Annotated in this window: 12 protein-coding genes; 10 read left to right on the forward strand and 2 right to left on the reverse strand. The window is 40.9% G+C overall.

Annotated elements, in window-relative coordinates; all coding sequences use genetic code 11:
- Positions 1-31: 31 nt before the first annotated feature.
- Positions 32-3,454 (forward strand): efflux RND transporter permease subunit, encoded by a 3,423-nt coding sequence (locus GO816_RS12560; protein WP_157542276.1) that lies wholly within the window; start codon positions 32-34, stop codon positions 3,452-3,454.
- Positions 3,455-3,516: 62 nt separating this feature from the next.
- Here the strand turns inward: GO816_RS12560 and GO816_RS12565 are convergent, their stop codons facing one another.
- The gene (locus GO816_RS12565) at positions 3,517-4,740 is read right to left on the reverse strand and encodes a hypothetical protein (RefSeq protein ID WP_317163631.1); all 1,224 of its coding nucleotides are present in this window, start codon (positions 4,738-4,740) and stop codon (positions 3,517-3,519) included.
- A gap of 151 nt (positions 4,741-4,891) precedes the next feature.
- Positions 4,892-5,647, reverse strand: coding sequence for a 7-carboxy-7-deazaguanine synthase QueE (locus tag GO816_RS12570; protein ID WP_157542277.1), 756 nt, complete (start codon positions 5,645-5,647; stop codon positions 4,892-4,894).
- A gap of 170 nt (positions 5,648-5,817) precedes the next feature.
- Between GO816_RS12570 and GO816_RS12575 the strand changes: the two genes are divergently transcribed.
- The 9 genes from GO816_RS12575 to bglX all read left to right on the forward strand — a co-directional run bounded on the left by GO816_RS12575 (position 5,818) and on the right by bglX (position 21,808).
- Positions 5,818-6,852: a LacI family DNA-binding transcriptional regulator gene (locus GO816_RS12575; protein ID WP_157542278.1), complete on the forward strand. Its 1,035-nt coding sequence runs from the start codon at positions 5,818-5,820 to the stop codon at positions 6,850-6,852.
- A 113-nt stretch (positions 6,853-6,965) separates the two neighbouring features.
- Positions 6,966-7,874 (forward strand): glycerophosphodiester phosphodiesterase family protein, encoded by a 909-nt coding sequence (locus GO816_RS12580; RefSeq protein WP_198171511.1) that lies wholly within the window; start codon positions 6,966-6,968, stop codon positions 7,872-7,874.
- Positions 7,875-7,892: 18 nt separating this feature from the next.
- Positions 7,893-10,772 (forward strand): triple tyrosine motif-containing protein, encoded by a 2,880-nt coding sequence (locus tag GO816_RS12585; protein WP_157542280.1) that lies wholly within the window; start codon positions 7,893-7,895, stop codon positions 10,770-10,772.
- Between the two features lie 273 nt (positions 10,773-11,045).
- A complete protein-coding gene (locus tag GO816_RS12590) occupies positions 11,046-14,060 on the forward strand; it encodes a SusC/RagA family TonB-linked outer membrane protein (RefSeq protein ID WP_157542281.1) in 3,015 nt (1,004 codons plus the stop codon).
- 14 nt (positions 14,061-14,074) lie between these two features.
- Positions 14,075-15,613 carry a RagB/SusD family nutrient uptake outer membrane protein gene (locus GO816_RS12595; RefSeq protein WP_157542282.1) on the forward strand — a complete coding sequence of 513 codons (1,539 nt, stop codon included), beginning with the start codon at positions 14,075-14,077 and terminating at the stop codon, positions 15,611-15,613.
- Positions 15,614-15,725: 112 nt separating this feature from the next.
- Complete coding sequence (locus GO816_RS12600; RefSeq protein ID WP_157542283.1) at positions 15,726-17,105, forward strand: glucoamylase family protein; 1,380 nt, start codon at positions 15,726-15,728, stop codon at positions 17,103-17,105.
- 41 nt (positions 17,106-17,146) lie between these two features.
- The gene (locus GO816_RS12605) at positions 17,147-18,826 is read left to right on the forward strand and encodes a family 43 glycosylhydrolase (RefSeq protein ID WP_232336566.1); all 1,680 of its coding nucleotides are present in this window, start codon (positions 17,147-17,149) and stop codon (positions 18,824-18,826) included.
- Positions 18,826-19,485 carry a GDSL-type esterase/lipase family protein gene (locus tag GO816_RS12610; RefSeq protein WP_157542285.1) on the forward strand — a complete coding sequence of 220 codons (660 nt, stop codon included), beginning with the start codon at positions 18,826-18,828 and terminating at the stop codon, positions 19,483-19,485. Before GO816_RS12605 ends, GO816_RS12610 begins: the two co-directional genes overlap by 1 nt.
- Positions 19,486-19,504: 19 nt before the next feature.
- Entirely contained in the window at positions 19,505-21,808 is a 2,304-nt protein-coding gene (bglX, locus tag GO816_RS12615; RefSeq protein ID WP_157542286.1) for a beta-glucosidase BglX, read from the forward strand.
- The last annotated feature ends 131 nt before the right edge of the window (positions 21,809-21,939 follow it).

Raw genomic sequence — 21,939 nt, forward strand, 5'->3', positions numbered from 1 at the left:
CATATAGGCAACCACCTTACATCATATTAATATGAAAGATGTACACAAAGAATTTGGCCCCTCAAGTTGGGCCATAGATAATAAAACGGCTATTTATGTACTTATGTTCCTGATTACCATTCTGGGTATCATCAGTTACAATAATTTGCCAAAAGAAAACTTTCCTGATATTGCTGTTCCTAAAATTTTCATCACCACAACTTTCGCAGGTCAGTCACCACAGAATATTGAAAACTTGGTAACCAGGCAAATTGAAAAGAAGCTTAAATCATTAAAAGGCCTAAAAAAGGTTACCTCAAACTCTGTACAAAACGTATCAATTATTACCGCCGAGTTTACGCCAAACATTGATACCAAGGATGCAAAGATTGATGTACAGGATGCTGTAGACAAAGCAAAAGACGACTTACCTCAAAACGATGATAATTTTAAGGAGCCGGTTGTATCTGACATTAATGTTGCCGATTTGCCTATTCTTTACGTGAACCTGTCAGGTGACTACGACCTTAAAAAGCTCAAGGAATACGCGGATGTTTTGAAAGATGAAATTGAAGGCTTTAAAGAAATATCGAAGGTTGATGAAATTGGTGCCTTAACTCCTGAAATACAGGTAAACGTTGATATTAACAAGATGAGCGCAGCTCAACTTACTTTTCAGGACATTAATACGGCTATAGGGTACGAAAACATCCTGTCATCAACCGGTACTATAAAATCTGACGGTGTACGCCGTAGTATAGACATTAAAAAAGACTTTAAAAGTGCAGACGAGGTTGCGGCTATGATTATACGTAACCCTCAAGGTAAACCGGTTTACTTGAGAGACATTGCCGAAATAAAAGATTCGTTTTTAGAGCAGGAGAACTTTGCACGTTTGAAAGGGCCGAACGATACCAAGTTTAAAAACGTAATCACTCTAAACGTCAGTAAACGCTCGGGCGAAAACCTGATTGAAGCATCAGACAAAATATTTGCGCTGATTAAAGAAAAAAAGAAAACTTCATTTCCAAAAGGCTTAAACATTACCGTAACCGGCGATCAAAGTGACAAAACCCGAACTACGTTAGACGATTTGATTAACACCATCATTATTGGTTTCGTTCTTGTTACGGTTATTCTGATGTTCTTTATGGGAACAACCAACGCACTATTTGTGGCGCTCTCGGTTCCGCTATCATGTTTTATCGCCTTTTTGCTGATGCCGGCCATAGGGTTTACTCTTAATATGATTGTGTTGTTCTCGTTCTTACTGGCGCTGGGTATTGTAGTTGATGATGCTATAGTGGTTATTGAGAATACCCACCGAATTTTTGACAACGGTAAAGTGCCTATTAAAGAGGCTGCCAAAATTGCTGCCGGAGAGGTTTTCATGCCTGTATTTTCAGGTACAATGACTACGCTTGCACCATTTGTTCCATTGGCATTTTGGAATAGTATAATTGGTAAATTCATGTTCTTTTTACCTATTACACTAATTATTACTTTGCTTGCTTCATTAGTAGTGGCTTATATTATGAATCCGGTTTTTGCCGTTGACTTTATGAAGCCGCACCATGAAGGTGAACATGAAAATCCAAAACTTGACAAGGCAACAAAACGTGCACTTGTTTATTTAGGCATTGCTACGGTCATTGCTTATTTTATTAATGTTGGCTTTGGTAATTTTATGGTGCTTATTATTGCACTTTACCTCATCAATCATTTCTTCCTGCTAAAAATCATTGATAGATTTCAAAAAAACACATGGCCGAAGTTTCAGCGCTGGTATGCTAAATGGCTTAAGCGGGCTGTGAAGCGTCCGGTTACTATATTATTAGGAACGTTAGGCTTATTTGTATTTGCTATAGTGTTAACCGGCCTCGTAGGCAAAACGCCCAACTTTTTTCCATCGGGGGACCCTAACTTTGCATATGTATATATCACCTTGCCTATTGGTACCGATCAGGCTACTACCAACGAGGTTACTAAAAAGGTAGAGCAAAAAGTATCGCAAATTGTTGAACCCGATAAAGACATTGTAACATCAATTATATCAAACGTTACAAAAAGCGTTACCGACCCGCAAGATGAGGACCAACTCGATTATCAAAACAAGGGTAAGGTAACCGTTGCCTTTATAAAGTTTGGCGAGCGTGACGGCAAAGACACTAAGGAAATTTTAAATAAAATAAGAGACGGTGTTAAAGGAATTGTACCGGGCGTACAAGTAGCAGTAACACAAGAGGCTGCAGGTCCACCGGTGCAAAAAGATATTAGTATTGAAATTGTCGGTGACGATTTGGATTCACTTGTAAAAACAGGCAACAGGTTAAAAACCTACCTGGCTAAACAAAATATTGCCGGCATTGAAAACCTTGTACCCGATATTGAAAGTGATAAGCCGGTAATTATTTTTGACATTGACCGAGAACGCGCAAACCGCGAGGGTATTTCAACACAGCAAATAAACTATAACTTGCTTACTGCCATTTTTGGATGGAGAGCCGCTGATTTCAGAAACACCAAAGAAGACGACTACCAAATAAAAGTACGTGCGCTCGAAAGCCAGCGCAGCAGCATTGAAGAGTTGCAGAACATGAAAATTACTTACCGCGATTTGGCTACGGGCGGCGCTATAAGACAGGTACCGGTATCTGCTTTCAGTGATGTGCGTTACACTAATACTTTCAGCAACATTAAGCGTAAACAACAACGCCGCGTTTTAACGTTATCATCGAATGTTATAAAGCCTTACAATGCCAATGATGTAAACGCAAGCATTTTAACCGCAATAAAGAATTTCAAAAAGCCCGATAACATTATTATACGCCAGGGCGGCGGGCAGGAAGACCAGTTAGAAGCTGCTACCTTTTTAGGCGGCGCGTTACTTACCTCCTTTGGTTTAATTCTTATTATTTTGATGTTGCAGTTCAATTCCGTCGGAAAAACGCTCATCATCATCAGCGAAATTTTCTTCAGTATCATTGGCGTATTGTTGGGGATGAGTATGTTCCAAATGACTATGTCAATTGTAATGACCGGAATTGGCATTATTGCGTTGGCTGGTGTAGTGGTGCGAAACGGAATTTTATTAGTTGAGTTTACCGATATGCTTATAGCCCAGGGGGCAAACGTGCACGATGCCGTGGTTGAAGCAGGGCATACCCGTATGACGCCTGTATTACTTACCGCAACTGCCGCCATATTAGGACTAATTCCGCTGGCGGTGGGCTTTAATATCGATTTCGTAGGATTGTTTACCCACTTCAAACCACACATTCACTTTGGTGGTGATAACGTGGCCTTTTGGGGTCCGCTGGCCTGGACAATGATATTTGGTTTAGGCTTTGCAACCATAATTACGCTGATACTGGTACCATGTATGTACCTCATACGCGTGAATATGAAAAATTACTTCTTCGGTAAAAAAGAAGACAAGAAAATTGACACAAACGATTTGAATACAGCGCATTAATAATTACTTCAAAACGAAAACGGGCTGCATTAATGCGGCCCGTTTTCGTTTAAAACATAATATTAAAGACCATTTGGATAAGCCTCTGGCTGATATTGATAAACTACTTCAAATGGCTGATGCTTGTATTTAGTTGCAAGCTGGCCTATCTTTAAATCTTCTGGCTGCAAGGTAGGCTCGCAAACCCAGTAGGCCTTACCGTTATACATAATTGATTCGCCACCTACCGGCTTATCAAACTGCACAGCAATGGTAAGATGCGTTGGAAACAATAAGGCTATCATTGGGCGGTTGTAAATTTCCTTAACTAAATAAAAAAACAGGGCGGCACGGTCATCGCAATCACTGTAGGTATTAAAAAGCGTTTCCTCGGGCGACATGCGTTTCTCTTTCCCATAGCTTACTTCATCATCTTCATACAGAAATGCATAGCGTGTAAAACGCATTAAGTAATCTACTCCCCTTTTTTCGTCCATTCCCTTAACATTTTGCTTCAATAAGGGTATGAATGATCCATATGTTTCTTTGGTAAGCGGTATGTTAAAATAGCTTTTAAAGCTAACGCCAGGGTAATTTGTAAACAAGCTGTCTACTGTTTTATTGAGTTTTATTTTAAAGCTGTATTGTTTATGCTCATACACAAAAGCCAGCTGTTTATCAAAATACGCTTCGGGTTTAAAATCGGGCATACGCGTTACGGCATATGAAAAAGCCATCGTTGCCTCCGGCACTTCGATTTTTACCTGGTAAGGCACATCCTCATTTAAATTAGTTTTTGGATAATCATGGTAATTAAGACACATATACTTTTTACCATCAATCATAAAAAAGGGTATATCGCGTATATCTTCGTCATTATAGACATAAAATATAAGCTTGTTTTTGGCTAACGCCAATCTGGCATCGTACCCAGTTTTGGCAAGTAAAAACCATTTATACAAAGTATAGCGGGGGTAATTTTCCTTTTTGGGGCTTATCTGCTCGGCAACGCGCCTTACAAGCTGATAATACAACCAATCATTAAGTTGATGCTCCTTTTTATAAGCTATTAGTGAATCTGTAATGGACTTGTATTGAGATACAATTATTTTGCTGTAAAATTCTTTTATACCTTTTTGTGTTAGAATGGTATCAACCGGTATTTGAATACTTACATCGGCAGTTGCAACGAAGGGGTCGTTATACAAGTTAAGTTTGATAGGTATACTCCTGCCCTGAGCGTTAACGGTAAAGACCGAACACTTGAGGTATAAAGCAAAAAAAATCACCCCTACTAAAACCTTCACGCTGATTACAATTGGTTATATTAAATATACAATAATTTAACATTATTGTAACATTAAGTTTTTATACCAATTAATATTAGTGAATGATTTTACTTAACATTAACTGAACAAATGCCGGGAATCAAAGCTTGTAATCAATACTTTATCAATTTTAAATACCTCGTTTAGCACCCCATATGTGAATGTGCAACCTATCAGAATAATTGTAGTTATACTGTTTACACAACTCTACTATCCAATTTTGCTTTTGCTGTAAACTTTCAACCGATGAGCCTTGTGGCATCAAAAATACAGCTTCGTTGCTTATTTTATGATCAGTGATTATTTGTTGAACTTCATTCAGGTCATCATTTGTATCTACAACAAATTTGAAGTTTGATTTTGGAGATGTTGCAAACCAACTTATAGCCTCGGGCACAACACGCTCGTTATATTCCACACCAGAGTTTGATAACTTTACCGAAACATTGTATTGATCAGACAAAGCATCAACTTCAGGCAGAGGGATAAACGTGCCGTTAGTTTCATACTCAATGTGGTAAAGCGGGTTGGTTTGACGCAGCAACTGAAGCAATGAAATAAGTGACTTCTGCTGAACCAGGGGCTCGCCACCAGTAATAACTAAATTTTTGCAGTTATAGTCAGTTACAATAGCGTTTATCTCATCATCGCTCAAAAGAGCCATCATCTCATCTTTTGCAAACTTATGATACCCTGGCAAAGCATCATTGTTATGCGCATAAGATGTTCCCTCCCAATTCCAGGTATAATCGGTATCACACCACTTGCAATATAAATTGCACAAGGATAAACGTATAAAAACTGATGGTTTGCCTAAATTTTTACCTTCACCTTGTATGGAGTGAAAAATTTCGGGCCTGTTATTTAGTTTGGCAAGCTTTAACATAACAAGTAATGCGCAATGAGTACGCTGAAAATTCAACTTGCAAAAGTACTATAATTTGGCCGCTTAAGTGTCAATGCAAAGCATTATTCAATAGTCACACTTTCATTATCGAACTATGATTTAATGTACTTACATAAATGATTTAAATACCATAATTTTACAGCGGTCATATGTTTAAGCCCTATACTATAAAAGATATTGCTAAAGCGCTGGGTTTATCAACCTCAACGGTGTCACGCGCATTAAATGGCAGCTATGAGATAGGGACCGAAACCAAAAAACTGGTTTTAGAATACGCCGAGAAAGTTAATTACCGCCCCAACCCTATTGCCCTTAGCTTAAAAGAACAGCGAAGCCGTTCAATTGGCGTGGTGGTATGTGAAGTTGCAAACAACTATTTTTCGCAAGCCATAAATGGTATTGAGTCAATTGCGTACAGCTCGGGCTATCATGTAATTATCACGCAAACGCATGAATCAGCAGCACGTGAGGCTGCCAACGTACAACACCTCTTATCAAGGCATGTAGATGGGCTGCTCATCGCCCTCTCAGCAGAAACTACCGACACCTCGGAATTTAAATTTTTGCACAGCAAAGGATTTCCAATGGTTTTCTTTGACCGTATTGTCGAAAATATTGATACTCACAAAGTTACTGTAGATAACTTTAAAGGTGCGTTTGAAGCTACAGAGCAACTCTTAAATGCCGGATACACTAAAATTGCAAACTTAGCCAGCACGCCTAATTTACTTAATACACGTGAGCGTTTTGACGGTTACAAGGCCGCGTTGCTTAAGCATAATATCCAAATTTTACCTGAGTACGTTAAGTATTGTCATCATGGCGGAATGGTTGCCGGAGAGGTAGAAAATGCTTTGCAAGAACTGATGAGTTTACCCGACCCTCCGCAAGCTATTATATCAACAAACGACAGGCTAACAACCGGCTGCATACCTATACTTAAAAAAATGGGCTACCGTATACCTGAGGATGTGGCCTTAACCGGCTTCACCAACTCAGAGGTGGCAGAATCATTTGCACCTCCGCTCACTGTAATCAGGCAACCTGCGTTCACTATGGGACAAATGGCTACCGAAATGCTTATAAACGTTATTGAAAGTAAGTATCCGGTATATGAAGCAATGAGCACTCAGGTTGATACAGAACTGATTGTTCGCCAATCCTCTATGCCTGCGAAGATTTAATTGCCGTAAGCTAATTTACTTGCAAATGTTTGCAATTTAAACGTGTTCATTACCTTTGCCCGTACTTTATGATAGCAGACAACCTACTGCTTCATCTAATCACACAATTTAATATGCATTATAAAAAATCAATAACAGCCGTTGCTGTAGTTATTACAAGCTTTGTATGTTTATCATTTTCTATTGGAAAGCGTAATACTGCATTCTTAAAAATAGGCCACCGCGGCACGCGCGGATTGATGCCTGAAAACACCCTTCCATCCATGTTTAAGGCTATAGAGTTGGGTTGTAACACTATTGAGTTTGATGTGCACATTACTAAAGATGGACAAGTTGTGGTTTATCATGACTCATCAGTAAACCCGGAATATACTCAATTAGCTGATGGAAGTGATATTATGCCGGGTGAACGTAAGAAGTATACGTTTTACCAAATGAATTACAGCGAGATAAGACAGCTTAAAATAGGTTCGAAAAAGTATCCCGCTTTTCCTGAGCAGCAATCAATAGCATCTTATGCACCTCTGTTATCCGAATTGATTGACTCGGTTGAAGCATTCACCACAACACACAAATATCCAAAAGTTAATTACCTGCTCGAAATCAAATCAAGCAAAGAGACAGATGGTGTTGAGCAACCTGTACCTGCTGTATTTGTCGAAAAGGTTATGGCTGCACTAAAATCTAAAAAACTTCTTGAACGCCTTGTTATTCAATCATTTGATATGCGCCCATTGCAAGTTTTAAATAACAAGTATCCGAAAGTAAAACTTGGATTTTTAACGGGCGACAATAAGGTGAGTATAGAGCAAAACCTGGCGCTGCTTGGCTTTAAACCTCAATTTTACAACCCACACTACGGCATGGTTAATACCGATATGGTTAACACATTACATGCAAAAGGCATTAAAATATGCCCGTGGACTGTGAACGAGCTTGAGGATATAAATAAAACTTTGGCGTTCGATGTTGATGGTGTAATTACCGACTACCCTGATCGTTTGACTAAAGCATTAAAGTAGTAGCTACCCACTCTTTAAATGAAACTATTTCGCCTTGCATGCTTCATATCAATTGTATTTGCTTGCCATCTCACTTATGCTGCAGAGATAAAGAGCCTTGGTGTGCCGTACATTCAAAATTACGCTAAAGCGGCTTATAATGCCGGTAACCAAAACTGGGCAGTTGCGCAAGGCAAGAACGGTGTAATGTATTATGGAAATGCCGAGGGTTTATTGGTGTACGATGGCCGCTACTGGCAAAAGCATCAAATGCCTCACAGGCAAATTGTACGCTCGGTAGCAACCGATAACAACGGAAAAGTTTATGCGGGTGGCTTTGGTGATTTTGGATACTGGTATTATCAAAACAACAAACTTACTTTTAAATCTCTAACCTCGTTGCTTCCTCCAAAGGCAAAAGTAAGCGATGAAATATGGAAGATTTATGTTGACGGCGACCGTGTGCTGTTCCAATCCTTCTCGTCAATTTATATATATCAGCACAACAAAATAACCACAATCAAGGCTGATGCATCATTCTTGTTCCTGCATAAATACGGCAATCGTTTCCTTGTGGAAATTTTAGGCAAGGGGCTATTTGAGCTTAAAGGCAATAAGCTATCATTTGTTAAAGGCAGCGAAAGCATAAAAGAGGTGCTCTCCATACTCCCCTTCACTAACGGAAAGTTTATAATCGGTACAGTAAAAAACGGACTCTATTTGTTCGACGGGAGCGGTTTTTCGGCCTTTAATACGCCGGCAAATGCCTTTTTGAAAAATTACCAGTTAAACAATGGCTGTAAAGTACTTGGTAAATATTATGCATACGGAACGATATTGAATGGCCTCATTATTATTAATGAGCGAGGAGAAATTGTACAGCAGATAAGTAAAAGCAGTGGTCTTCAAAATAATACTGTTTTAAGTATATACGCAGATAATGACGAAAATCTATGGGCCGGACTTGATAACGGCATTGACCGCGTAGAGCTTAACTCGCCGCTGTATTTCTACCTTGATAAGTCAGGAGATTTTGGTACAGTATATTCCAGCTTAATTCATAATGGTAAAATATACCTGGGCACAAACCAAGGACTGTTTTACAGCAAATGGTCGTCTGTGAACCGCAATCAGCTTAAGTTTGAACTCATCTCAGGTACTCAGGGTCAGGTATGGGACTTGTCTTTAATTGACGGTGAATTACTTTGCGGCCACAACAACGGCACCTACCGCGTAAATGAAAACACTGTTGAGCAAATTTCGAAAGTAAGCGGCGGCTGGACAATCAAAAAACTAAAATCGTCGTCCAATTACCTCATTCAAGGCACTTATAACGGCCTTGTTTTGTACAACAAAAGTACAAATAGCCACTGGCAGTTTTATAAGCATATCAATGGTTTTACTGAGCCTTCAAGACTGGTTGAGCAGGATAATAAAGGCAACATTTGGGTAAGCCATGCTTACAAAGGGCTCATAAAATTAACCTTAAGTGCCGATTATGGAAAAGTGATTAGTAAAGCTTATTATAATGAGCGCAACGGTTTGCCGGCAAACTTCAATATAAACGTCTTCAATCTTGAAGACCAAATAGTGTTTGCAACCGATTCGGGCTTTTATACCTATGACGACATTAGTAACCACTTTGCGCCTTATCAATCGTTAAATAAGTCATTACAGCTTTTTTCGGGTTCAAACAAAGTCATTCAGGCAGACAAGCATAAGTACTGGTTCATTAACCATGGGAAGGTTGCCCTGGTGAGCTTTACACAACCCGGAAAAGTTATAACAAACCAAGCGCCGTTCAGTATTTTAAACGGGCGTATGGTTCAGTATTATGAAAATATAAGCTGCATAACTAAATCAACATATCTCATTAGTATTGATGACGGCTTTGTAATTTACGACAGTAGCGAAAAAGATGCCTATCAATACCCAAAAAAGTTACCAAAAGTACTTATACGTAAAGTTGAAGATATAACCGACAAGTATATCACGTTAACTGAAACAGGCACTTCAAACGATGAATTGCAAATAAAAAATTCCCGTAACAATGTCCGTATATCGTACGCGCTTGCTTACTACAGGCAGAATAAAATCAGGTATCAATACTATTTAGACGGTTACTCTCAACAATGGTCAGATTGGGGTGCGGCAACACAAAAAGATTTCACTAACCTCGGTTCAGGTATCTATACATTTAGGGTAAGAGCACGTTTGGCCAACGGCTTGCAAACTGCTATCACCACCCTCCAATTTGAAATTTTGCCACCATGGTACGCTACAAAATTGGCTTGGTTAGTTTACCTTTTGATTTTGGGCGGCTTAGCTTACCTGGCTAAAAAGCTGTACGATAAAAAGCTTGTAAAAGATCATGAACGCATAACTAAACGCATACAGGCCGAGCAGGAACTGATTTTGAAGCAAGAAACGGAAGCGAACGAAAGAGAAATTGCAAGGCTGCAAACCGAAAAGCTACAAGCCGAGCTTGACGCCAAAAATCGGGAGCTATCCAATTCTGCGTTGTCGGTTGCCTATAAAAATGAATTACTGCAAAAATTAAGTGATGAAATTTTAAAGATCAAAGATCAAAGTGGTAATAAGCTGCCTGCCGAACAAGTAAGTAAGGTGCAAAAAGTGATAAACGAAGGAATGAACGATGAGCGCGACTGGAACCTTTTCGAAAAAAGCTTTAACGAGGCCCATGAAAATTTCTTTAAAAAGTTAAAATCTCAACACCCCGAACTCGTTCCAAACGATCTCAAACTTTGTGCATATCTTAGGATGAATATGAGTAGCAAAGAGATTTCATCGTTGCTCAACATAACTTTGCGTGGGGTAGAAATTAGGCGTTATCGCTTGCGCAAAAAGCTGAATTTACCCCATGATAAGAACCTTGCAGAGTTTCTCATGGAGCTCTAATACTACATCATTACCTCTCATAGTGTGTAAAACAATACATGCTATCTTGATTATCACCAGAGAAAAATTGCAAAAAATTTAAACCCATAAATAATTTTAAACCAATTACTTACAAAAGTAAGTAACGGTTTTTTTGTTTAAATACACCATTGTTTTAGATTCAAGATGTATTGATGTAGAGTTAATATAGTTGCACTTCTGCCCGCTCAAATAGAATTTTGCCAAAGCAATAAGCCCCTATTATTGTTAACCAATTAACTAAAATTATTATTTATGAAAAGAATCTTTACAAGGATTGTCTTCCTTGCTTTACTGTTTCTTTCGTCGTTTGCTTTTGCGCAAAACGGAACGATAACAGGTAAGGTAATTGATGCTACAGACAAACAGCCGTTACCCGGCGTAACTGTAAAACTTAGCGGTTCGGCTACTGGTACTCAAACCGATGCTCAGGGTAGCTACACAATATCAGCCCCGGCCAATGGCACGCTTACCTTTAGTTATATAGGTTATGCTAACCAGGATGTAGCTATCAACAACCGCACCACAATTGATGTAAACTTAGCTGCATCTAACAAAAGTTTAGAGCAGGTAGTGGTAATAGGCTACGGCACGCAACGCAAACGCGATGTTACCGGCTCTATTGGCAACGTAAGCGGTGCTGAACTTACCAAGCAACCTGTTCAAACCCCTACCCAGGCACTGCAAGGTAAAGTAGCCGGTGTGCAGGTATTAGGTTCGGGTCAACCTAACGCTCAGCCTCAGTTACGTATACGTGGTACAGGCTCAGTATTAGGTGGCGCTAACCCATTGTACGTGGTTGATGGTGTACTTACTGATGATATTCGTAACATCAACAATAATGACATCGTTAGCATTGACGTACTTAAAGATGCATCGGCTGCTATTTACGGTGTTCGTGGTGCAAATGGTGTTGTAATTATCACTACACGCAAAGGTAAGAACGGCCCTCCGGTTATCAGGTATGATGCCAATGCAGGTTTCCGCGAGCTTTCAAATAAGGTACAAATGGCAAACCGCGATCAGTATATCAATTATTTACGTGATGCCAGCCCTAATGATGTAGCGCGCGACGTAGCACCGCTTACCACCCCGGGCACAACTGATTGGTATGACGCTGTATTACGCAAAGGGTTACAAATGAGCCATAACTTATCATTAGCAGGCGGCAGCGAAAAAACTACATACTTCTTTAGTGCAAACGCCTTTACTGATGATGGTTTGATTAAAACCAATTCGTTTGACCGTTACAGCTTCCGCTCAAATATTGATGTGAAGATTACGGATAACTTAACATTTGGAACTCAAATGTCATTAACCCGTAGCAATGAGCGCCCAGTGCCTTTAACTGGCGTTTACAGCAACGTATACCGTGCAGCACCAATTATTCCGGCACAAGATGAGAATGGCCGTTATGGCAACACCAGTATATGGGGCAACTTAGGTAACCCATTGTTAAGCCTTAACAAAACCAATAACCAAACTATTAATAATCGTGTACAGGGTAACGTTTACCTTGAATACAAGCCAATCAAGTCGTTAACCCTGCGCACAGCATTAAACGCCGATGCGTATTGGAATAAACAGCGCAACTATAATGCAAAATTTGCGGCAGACGGTAACATATTTACTGTTGCAGGTGGTCAGCAATTCAGCAACTTCAGTACTTTGTTTATTCAAAATGACCAGTCGTTTTGGACAGTTTGGGATAACACTGCTACCTGGCAACAAAATTTTGGTCAGCATAACCTAACCGTTTTGGGTGGCTTTACGCAAGAATATATCAAAACAGATTTGTTTAGCGGCAGCCGTCGTGATGTTCCTGAAGATCCTGATTTATGGTACTTAAATACAGGTAACCCTGATGTGGGTGCTGTATATGCTAACTCAGGAACCTTATTCCGTCGCCTATCTTATTTAGGTCGTGTTAACTATAGCTATGCCGGAAAGTATTTGTTTAATGCTTCTTTTAGAGCTGATGGCAGTTCAAGATTTAGCAAAAAATACGGTTACTTTTCAACCGTGGGTGCAGGCTGGGTAATTTCTCAGGAAGATTTTCTTCGTGACAGCAAAGTAATCAGCAACTTAAAGCTGCGTGGTAGCTGGGGACAACTAGGTAATGATAATATAGCTCAAGGCTTATTTATTACAACAGTACAGCCTAACCTGCCTTACTTTTATAATAACAACTTAACCTTGGGTAGCGCTATTCAGGACATAAAAGATCCGAATTTGAAATGGGAGAAAACAACCCAATTTGACTTTGGTATCGAATATGGTTTCTTGAACAACAAGTTAACCGGTGAAATTGACTACTATAATAAAAAGGTAGTTGATGCACTGACGAATGTTACCCTACCGGCTATTTTAGGCGACCCTGATGCATTGTTTGTAACAAACGCTGCTTCATATCGTAACTCAGGTGTTGAATTTGCTATTAAATGGAGCGACAAAATTGGCAAATTGAATTACACCATAGGTGGTAACATCAACTACAACAAAAATGAAGTGGTAGGATTAAACGGTGGTCAGGCACTTTTAGGTGGTAGCATTGGCAACCAAGGCAATATTACCCGTACTGATAACGGTCAGCCAATTGCAAGCTATTATGTGTTGCAACAAACTGGCATATTCCAAAACCAACAGCAAATTGATGCAGCACCAAGCTACAATTTAGGCGGTTACGGTAAAAGCATTGGCGGTATGATCTATGCCGACGTTAGCGGTCCTGCCGGAGTACCTGATGGTGTGGTTGATTCATATGACCGTGTTTACGCAGGCTCATACCAACCTAAGTACTACGGTGGCTTTAACATTGGTTTAGATTATGAAAACTGGGATTTAAGTGCAGATTTTTACGGCAACTGGGGCAACCAAATTTATAATGGTCGTAAGGCTTTCCGTGCCAATGCGCTTGACAACATCCAGGCTGATTATGCCAGCAACCGCTGGACTCCAACCAATGCGTCAAATACCGATCCGCGCACCATTCCGCAAAACATGCCGGCATCTACTTACTTTGTTGAGTCGGGAGCGTTCTTACGTTTAAACAATTTAACACTAGGCTATACCTTCCCTGCCGAAATGCTTAAACGCATAAAAATCAACAAAATCAGGATTTTTGCTGCATCTCAAAACTTCTTTACAGCAAAACGCTACAGTGGTTTCACTCCTGAGCTTATCCCTACTGACGTAATTTCATCAGGTGTTGATTTAAACGGATATCCAACAACACGCACGTTTACTTTCGGACTTAATGTTGAATTTTAATCACTACCACTACAATGAAATCATTATATAAATTTTCAACCCTAACTGCGATGACTGCGCTACTTGTAGGCACCGGTTATTCGTGTAAAAATTCGCTTGATGTAAATCCGCAAGGTGAAATTACAGAAGCACAAATTATCAGCGATCCAAACGTTGCTTCCAACCTGGTTACCGGTATATACAACATATTTTTTGCCGGTGATGCTTTTGGCAATGATGTAAGGGGCTTTCAATTCACCGTTTTAGGTGATATAGCCTCTGATGATGCCGATAAAGGCAGTACCGCCAGCGATTACGGCGACGCTAATACTCTTGACCAGCTAACAGCTAATGGCAATAACGGCGTAGTTAATAATATATGGAAAGGCTATTACCAGGCAATTGCCCGTGCTAATCAGGCGCTTAGCCAACTGCAAAATGCACAGTTTGATGCAACGGTGAAAAACCGTTTAATTGGCGAAGCACGTTTTTTACGCGCTATGTTTTACTTTAACCTGGTTCGCATTTTTGGTGGCGTGCCATTGCTTGACCGTGTTCCGGCTGCAAGCGAAGCTAATTCGCCACAGTTTCAAACCCGCGCAACCGCAGAAGACATTTACAAATTTGTTATAGCCGATTTAACTTTCGCAGCTGAAAACCTGCCGGTTATTGCTAACAACAGTGCTGATGTAGGCCGTGCAAGCAAAGGTGCAGCTCAGGCGTTACTGTCTAAAGTTTATCTTTACAATAAAGACTATACCAACGCATACGCCATGTCTGATGCTGTTATAAAAAGCAATAATTACTCACTATTAGCTGATTATACGTTATTGTTCCGCCAGGTAAGCAACAACAGCAAAGAATCAATTTTTGAAATTCAGGCAGGACAAAACCTGGCTTGTAATGCTGCAATTGACAGGTTTACCGTAGCCCAAGGCCCGCGTGCTGGTGGTAAAAATGGCTGGGTTGACCGGGGTTACGGCTTCAACAATCCATCACAAAGTTTAGTTAATGAATTTGAAGCTGGTGACGTACGCAAAAATGCAACTATCATCACCATAAATCCTTCGAATGGTGCAAACTCTGTAGGTACGGTGTTGTATGACGGATTCCGTATACCAACGCAGGATTCGGTTCAAAATCAACGCTACAACTACAAAGCTTACTACAGCCGTCAGGCTGAACCTAATTGTGGCAACTTTGACAGGTTACCAAAACACGTAATGGTGATCAGGTATGCAGAAGTACTATTAATACATGCTGAAGCTGCCTTACAAACTGGCCAGGGTGGTATTGCTCAAAGCGACATCAATCAACTGCGTACACGTGCTAAAGTTCCAACCATTGGTATACCAACGTTACAACAAATTTGGCATGAGCGCCGTGTTGAACTGGCTATGGAACAAGACCGCTTTTTTGATCTGGTTCGTCAGGATGCCGTACAACCAGGCCGTGCTGCAGCCGCATTTGCTGCTGATGGCAAAACTTGGAATGCAAACCGGGCATTATTCCCAATTCCGCAACAACAAATTGACTTAAGTGGCGGCTTATTAAAGCCAAACCCAAGCAATTAATATTTTGCCGCCACAAATTCACCTGGTGTCTTTGTGGCGGCTTTTTTTTAAAGTCTGTAATTCTGCAGGCGAATTTCTTAAGGCCCAATCGGCATTTTACCCAGTAATCCCTATGAAAAAAGTACTGCTCATTATCACATTATTTACCGTTTTAACAGGGGCAAATGCGGTATCACTTGCGCAAACGGCTGGTAGTACAACTTACAACCCTGATTTAAAAATAAAAAAAGGGCTTACTGATAAACAGTTACTTGACCTCGTAGAAAAACAAACCTTCCAGTATTTTTGGGATGGAGCCGAGCCTAACTCCGGCTTAGCCCGTGAACGTTATCATGTTGACGGCGATTATCCTCAAAACGATAAAGATGTCGTAGCTACGGGTGCGGCGGGGTTTGGAGTAATGGCCATTGTAGCCGGTATTGACAGGCATTATATTACCCGCAAACAAGGGTTTGAGCGTTTGCAAAAAGCTGTGAATTTTTTAGATAAAGCTGATCGTTTTCACGGGGCATGGCCACACTGGTTATACGGTGAAACCGGAAATGTGAAGCCCTTCGGTAAAAATGACGACGGTGGCGATCTTGTAGAAACGGCTTATTTGGCACAAGGTCTACTTTGCGTTCGTCAGTATTTTAAAAACGGCAATGCTGCAGAACGAAAGCTGGCTGCACAAGTTGATAAGCTTTGGAAAGAAATAGACTGGAACTGGTATCGCAATGGCGATAAAAATGTTTTGTACTGGCATTGGTCACCTAACGTGGGTTGGCAAATGAATTTTCCGGTTACCGGTTATAACGAGTGCCTTATTATGTACATCATGGCCGCTTCCTCTACTACCCACGGCATACCTGCCCAGGTTTATCATGAAGGCTGGGCAAAGGGGGGTGCTATCAATACCAACTTTAAATTGTACAACTACAAAATAAGGCTAAAACATAACGGACCTGAAAACCAGGTTGGACCTCTATTTTGGTCTCAATACTCATATTTAGGTCTTTGCCCTAAAGGCCTGACTGACCGCTATGGCAATTATTGGAATGAAGTTAAAAATCACAGCCTCATTCAACACGCATATTGTATAGACAACCCTAAACACTTTAAAGGTTATGGTGCTAATTGCTGGGGGTTAACAGCCAGTTATTCAGTTAATGGCTACGCAGGGCATAGTACGCATGAAGATTTAGGCGTAATAACGCCGACGGCTGCCCTATCCAGCTACCCTTATACACCTGAATATTCCATGAAAGTGATTCGTCACCTTTATGAGGACTTGGGTGATAAAGTATGGGGCAAGTATGGTTTTTATGACGCTTTTAGCGAAACGGACAATTGGTACCCTAAACGTTACCTGGGCATAGACCAAGGCCCTATAGCTGTAATGATTGAAAATGGCCGCTCGGGTCTACTTTGGAAACTATTTATGAGTTGCCCTGAAGTAAAAGCCGGTTTAAAGAAACTTGACTATAAATCTACCTACCTCGCTAAAAAATAATGAAGTTAGGCTTAAATATATTATTCTGCTTGTTATGTAGTATGCCTGCAATAGCGCAGGTTAATCAAAACCGTACATATTGCAACCCGCTTAATGTTGATTACACCTACATGATTTACAATGCCGAGCAAGGCTTATCATACCGTTCGGGTGCCGATCCGGCTGTAGTAAAGTTCAGGGGTGAGTATTATATGTTCGTTACCCGCTCATTAGGTTACTGGCACTCAAAAGACTTAACTAACTGGGATTTTATTACACCCGAAAAATGGTATTTTCAGGGAAGCAACGCTCCTGCTGCCCACAATTACAAAGATTCGGTATTGTACGTAACCGGAGACCCATCTGGCTCAATGAGCATACTTTACACCAACAACCCTAAAAAAGGTGATTGGAAAGCTAAACCTTTTATACTGAACGACCTGCAAGACCCTGATTTGTTTATTGATGATGACGGCAAGGCCTACATGTTTTGGGGCTCGTCAAACACTTTCCCTATCCACGGTAAAGAGCTTGACCCAAATAATAATTTCAAGCCAGTGTCGAATACCGTTGAGCTGTTCAAACTTGATGGTGATAAGCATGGCTGGGAACGCTTCGGCGAAAACCATTCTGATACCAAACTTAAAGGTTACATGGAAGGCGCTTGGCTAACCAAACATAACGGTAAATATTACATGCAATATGCCGCACCGGGTACCGAATTTAATGTTTACGGCGATGGTGTTTATGTAAGCAATAAACCGCTTGGGCCATATACTTACGCCCAAAACAACCCTATATCATATAAACCCGGAGGGTTTATAAACGGAGCAGGTCACGGCAGCACAGTTGTTGGTCCGGGTGGGCAGTACTGGCATTACGCATCCATGGCATTATCAGTAAATGTAAATTGGGAACGCCGGCTTTGCACCTACCCTACCTTTTTTGATGATGATGGCCTGATGTATTCTGATACATACTTTGGCGATTACCCTCATTTTGCCCCGGCCATGACAGGTAAAAAAGGCGGCTTTACCGGCTGGATGCTGTTGAACTATAAAAAACCCATTACCGCCTCCTCTACCTTAACAATCGAACACAGCGCAGATAAAGCTGTTGATGAAGATATTAAAACCTTTTGGCTTGCCGCTGAAAATAATGATAAGCAATGGTTACAGGTAGATTTGCAAAAACAAGCCACCGTTTACGCAGTACAACTCAACTTTGCCGATTACAAAAGCAATTTGTACGGTCGCGTTGATGGACTTAAGCATCAATATACGGTTGAAGGTAGTATTGATGGAAAAACCTGGAGACTGTTAATTGACAAAAAAGATAGTTTTACCGACAATCCTAACGATTATATTGAGCTGGAAACACCTGCTGTAGTAAGGTATGTTCGCTACAAAAACGTTCATGTGCCAGCAAACCTCGCTATATGTGGCTTCAGAATTTTTGGTAAAGGGAATGGATCTGCTCCCACAATTCCAAAAAACTTCAAGGTTACACGCCAAACAGACCGCCGCGATGCAATGATTACCTGGAATGCTGTTAAAGGTAGTCAGGGATATAACATTAAATGGGGCATTGCGCCAGATAAATTATACAATTCTTGGTTAATATATGACAAAAATGAGCTTGATTTGAAAAGTTTAGGTACCGACCAGGCCTATTATTTCAGCATCGAATCGTTTAACGAGAACGGTGTAAGTAAATCATCCAAACCAATTAAAGTACAGTAATGAAACTAAAATTTTTCTTCCTGCTTGCATTATCATGCATCACAACTTTTACCATTGCACAACAAAAACCTGCCTTTTGGAATGACATTCAAAACTTTAAAAAGAAGGACAGCCTAAATGCGCCGGCAAAAGGCGGCATCCTTTTTATTGGCAGTTCATCGTTCACAAAATGGACCGATTTAGAAAAGGTTTACAAAGATTATGGTGCTATAAACCGAGGCTTCGGAGGATCAACCCTTGTTGACGTTAACCGCTACGTAAAAGATATTGTATTCCCTTACCAGGCACGGCAAATTATAATTTACTGCGGTGAAAACGATATTGCAGGCGGTGCAAGCGCAATAGAAACGCTAGACCGTTTTGCCAGCTTGTTTACCAGCATACGCAACAACCAGCCGGATGTGCCTTTGGCTTATATCTCAATAAAACAAAGTCCATCTCGTACTAAATTTTCATCAGCCTTTTTACACGCTAATGCTTTAATTAAAGAGTTTTTAACGCATTACAAGGCTACCCAATTTGTTGAGGTCGATAGCAAAATGCATAACAAAAACGGCAGCCTGCGCCCTGAGTTGTTTTTATCAGACATGCTGCATATGAAGCAGCCAGGATATGATATATGGATAAAGGAGATTACTCCTCACTTGCTAAAAAAATAAAGAACAAAGATTACTAACTATGAAGAAAGCTACCTCGCTTATATGTATTGCTGCGTTTTGTGCTGTCTCTGCGCAGGCACAAGTCAAAACGCCGGTATCAGCCGAAAAAGCTAAAATGAACGCCTTTGTAAGCCAGCTAATGGCTAAAATGACGGTAGATGAAAAGATTGGTCAGCTTAACCTGGTAACTGGTGGCGAGGCAACAACCGGTACTGCCGTAAGTACTGGCGTAGAAAAAAAATTAGCCAGCGGACAGATTGGTGGTATTTTTAGCTTAACCACACCCGGCCGCGTACGTAAAGCACAGGAAATTGCTGTAAAAAACAGTCGCTTGCATATACCGCTGATTTTTGGTCAGGATGTTATACATGGGTATAAAACCAGCTTCCCTATACCGCTGGCTTTAGCCTGCAGCTGGGATTTAGATTTGATACAACGCACAGCCCGTATGGCCGCTGTTGAGGCCAGTGCTGATGGAATCAACTGGACGTTTTCGCCCATGGTTGATATATCGCGCGATGCACGCTGGGGCCGTATTGCCGAAAGCAGTGGCGAAGACACCTACCTGGGTTCACAAATTGCCAAAGTTATGGTTAAAGGTTACCAGGGCGATGACCTGAAAAAGGCCAACACCATTATGGCTTGCGTTAAGCACTTTGCCCTTTATGGTGCTGCCGAATCGGGCCGTGATTATAACACTACTGACATGAGCCTTGACCGGATGTACAATGAGTACTTTCCGCCTTACAAAGCGGCCGTTGACGCTGGTGCAGGTAGCGTAATGGCATCATTTAATGATATAAATGGTGTACCTGCTACTGCTAACAAGTGGTTGCTTAACGATGTGTTGCGCAAACAATGGGGCTTTAACGGCTTTGTGGTGAGCGATTACACCGGCGTGAGCGAAATGATAGACCATGGTTTAGGCGATTTGCAAAAAGTTTCAGAGCTGGCACTTAAAGCCGGTACCGAAATGGATATGGTAAGTGAAGGCTACTTAACCACGCTTAAAAAATCAATGCAACAAGGTAAGGTTACTATAGCCGAAATTAATAATGCCTGCCGTTTAATATTAGAAGCTAAATATAAATTAGGATTATTTGAAGACCCCTACCGCTACTGCAGCGAAGAGCGTGCTCAAAAAGAGATATTAACGCCCGAGAATTTAAAGTTTAGTCGTGAAGTTGCAACGCAAAGCTTTGTACTACTTAAAAACCAGGGTAATGTCCTTCCTTTAAAAAAGTCAGGCACAGTAGCCGTAATTGGCCCGCTGGCTGATAGCCGCGCCAATATGCCGGGTACTTGGGCTGTTAATGCTGATTTGGCCAACACGCCATCATTACTTGAAGGCATTAAAGGCGTAGCCGGTAAAGACGTTAAAATCATCCACAGCTTTGGTGCTAATTTAACCAGCGATGCTACGCTGCAAAAAAACGCTACCATGTTTGGCCGCGAAATTCCACGCGATAACCGCCCTGAAAACGATGTGATTGAAGAAGCTGTGAATACCGCTAAAAAAGCGGATGTTGTATTAGCAGCATTAGGTGAAAGCTCAGAAATGAGCGGTGAAAGCTCAAGCCGTACCGACATTGAAATTCCGGCCGTTCAAAAACGCTTATTGGCTGCATTGTTAAAAACAGGTAAGCCTGTGGTACTGGTATTATTTACCGGCAGGCCGTTAGCCATCAAATGGGAAAGCGAAAACGTTCCGGCTATATTGAACGTTTGGTTTGGCGGATCGCAGGCTGCGTATGCTATTGCCGATGTATTATTTGGAAACGTAAATCCTTCCGGTAAACTGTCAGTAACATTCCCTCAAAATGTTGGGCAGGTACCATTGTATTACAGCCATAAAAACACCGGTCGCCCTTTAACACCAAATGGCTGGTTCAGTAAATTCCGGTCTGGATATTTGGATGTAAGTAATGATCCGCTATATCCATTTGGCTTTGGTTTAAGCTATACTACATTCAGCTACAGCGATGTTAAGCTAAGCGCAGCAAGCTTAAAACCAGGACAGGCAATCACGGCAAAAGTAACCGTTACAAACAACGGCAAAGTTGAAGGCAAAGAGGTAGTACAACTTTATACCCGTGATTTGGTTGGCAGCAGTACCCGTCCTGTTAAGGAGCTTAAAGGCTTTAGAAAAATAAGCCTTAAGCCAGGTGAAAGCAAAGAAGTAAGCTTTTCAATCACCGAAGACGACTTGAAGTTTTATAATCAACAACTAAAATATGTTGCCGAGCCGGGTGACTTCAAAGTATTTATAGGCCCTAACTCGCGTGATGTTAAAGAGAATAAATTTACCTTGCTCAGCAAGTAAAATAAAGTCACACAAGAGAAACGGCCGCTATAAGCGGCCGTTTTTTTTATGGTTAAAACTTAATTACTTATCTTCTTCTATACCTGATTTTTATAATGCTGTTATAAGTTGTCGTCAATCGATAAGCATAG

The organism is Mucilaginibacter aquatilis (assembly GCF_009755275.1).
In the GTDB taxonomy this organism is placed as follows: domain Bacteria; phylum Bacteroidota; class Bacteroidia; order Sphingobacteriales; family Sphingobacteriaceae; genus Mucilaginibacter; species Mucilaginibacter aquatilis.

Coding starts and splice junctions, on each gene's coding strand:
- GO816_RS12560 (WP_157542276.1), top strand. CDS start 32: ATGAAAGATGTACACAAAGAATTTGGCCCCTCAAGTTGGGCCATAGAT.
- GO816_RS12570 (WP_157542277.1), bottom strand. CDS start 5,647: ATGTTAAAGCTTGCCAAACTAAATAACAGGCCCGAAATTTTTCACTCC.
- GO816_RS12575 (WP_157542278.1), top strand. CDS start 5,818: ATGTTTAAGCCCTATACTATAAAAGATATTGCTAAAGCGCTGGGTTTA.
- GO816_RS12580 (WP_198171511.1), top strand. CDS start 6,966: ATGCATTATAAAAAATCAATAACAGCCGTTGCTGTAGTTATTACAAGC.
- GO816_RS12585 (WP_157542280.1), top strand. CDS start 7,893: ATGAAACTATTTCGCCTTGCATGCTTCATATCAATTGTATTTGCTTGC.
- GO816_RS12590 (WP_157542281.1), top strand. CDS start 11,046: ATGAAAAGAATCTTTACAAGGATTGTCTTCCTTGCTTTACTGTTTCTT.
- GO816_RS12595 (WP_157542282.1), top strand. CDS start 14,075: ATGAAATCATTATATAAATTTTCAACCCTAACTGCGATGACTGCGCTA.
- GO816_RS12600 (WP_157542283.1), top strand. CDS start 15,726: ATGAAAAAAGTACTGCTCATTATCACATTATTTACCGTTTTAACAGGG.
- GO816_RS12605 (WP_232336566.1), top strand. CDS start 17,147: ATGCCTGCAATAGCGCAGGTTAATCAAAACCGTACATATTGCAACCCG.
- GO816_RS12610 (WP_157542285.1), top strand. CDS start 18,826: ATGAAACTAAAATTTTTCTTCCTGCTTGCATTATCATGCATCACAACT.
- bglX (WP_157542286.1), top strand. CDS start 19,505: ATGAAGAAAGCTACCTCGCTTATATGTATTGCTGCGTTTTGTGCTGTC.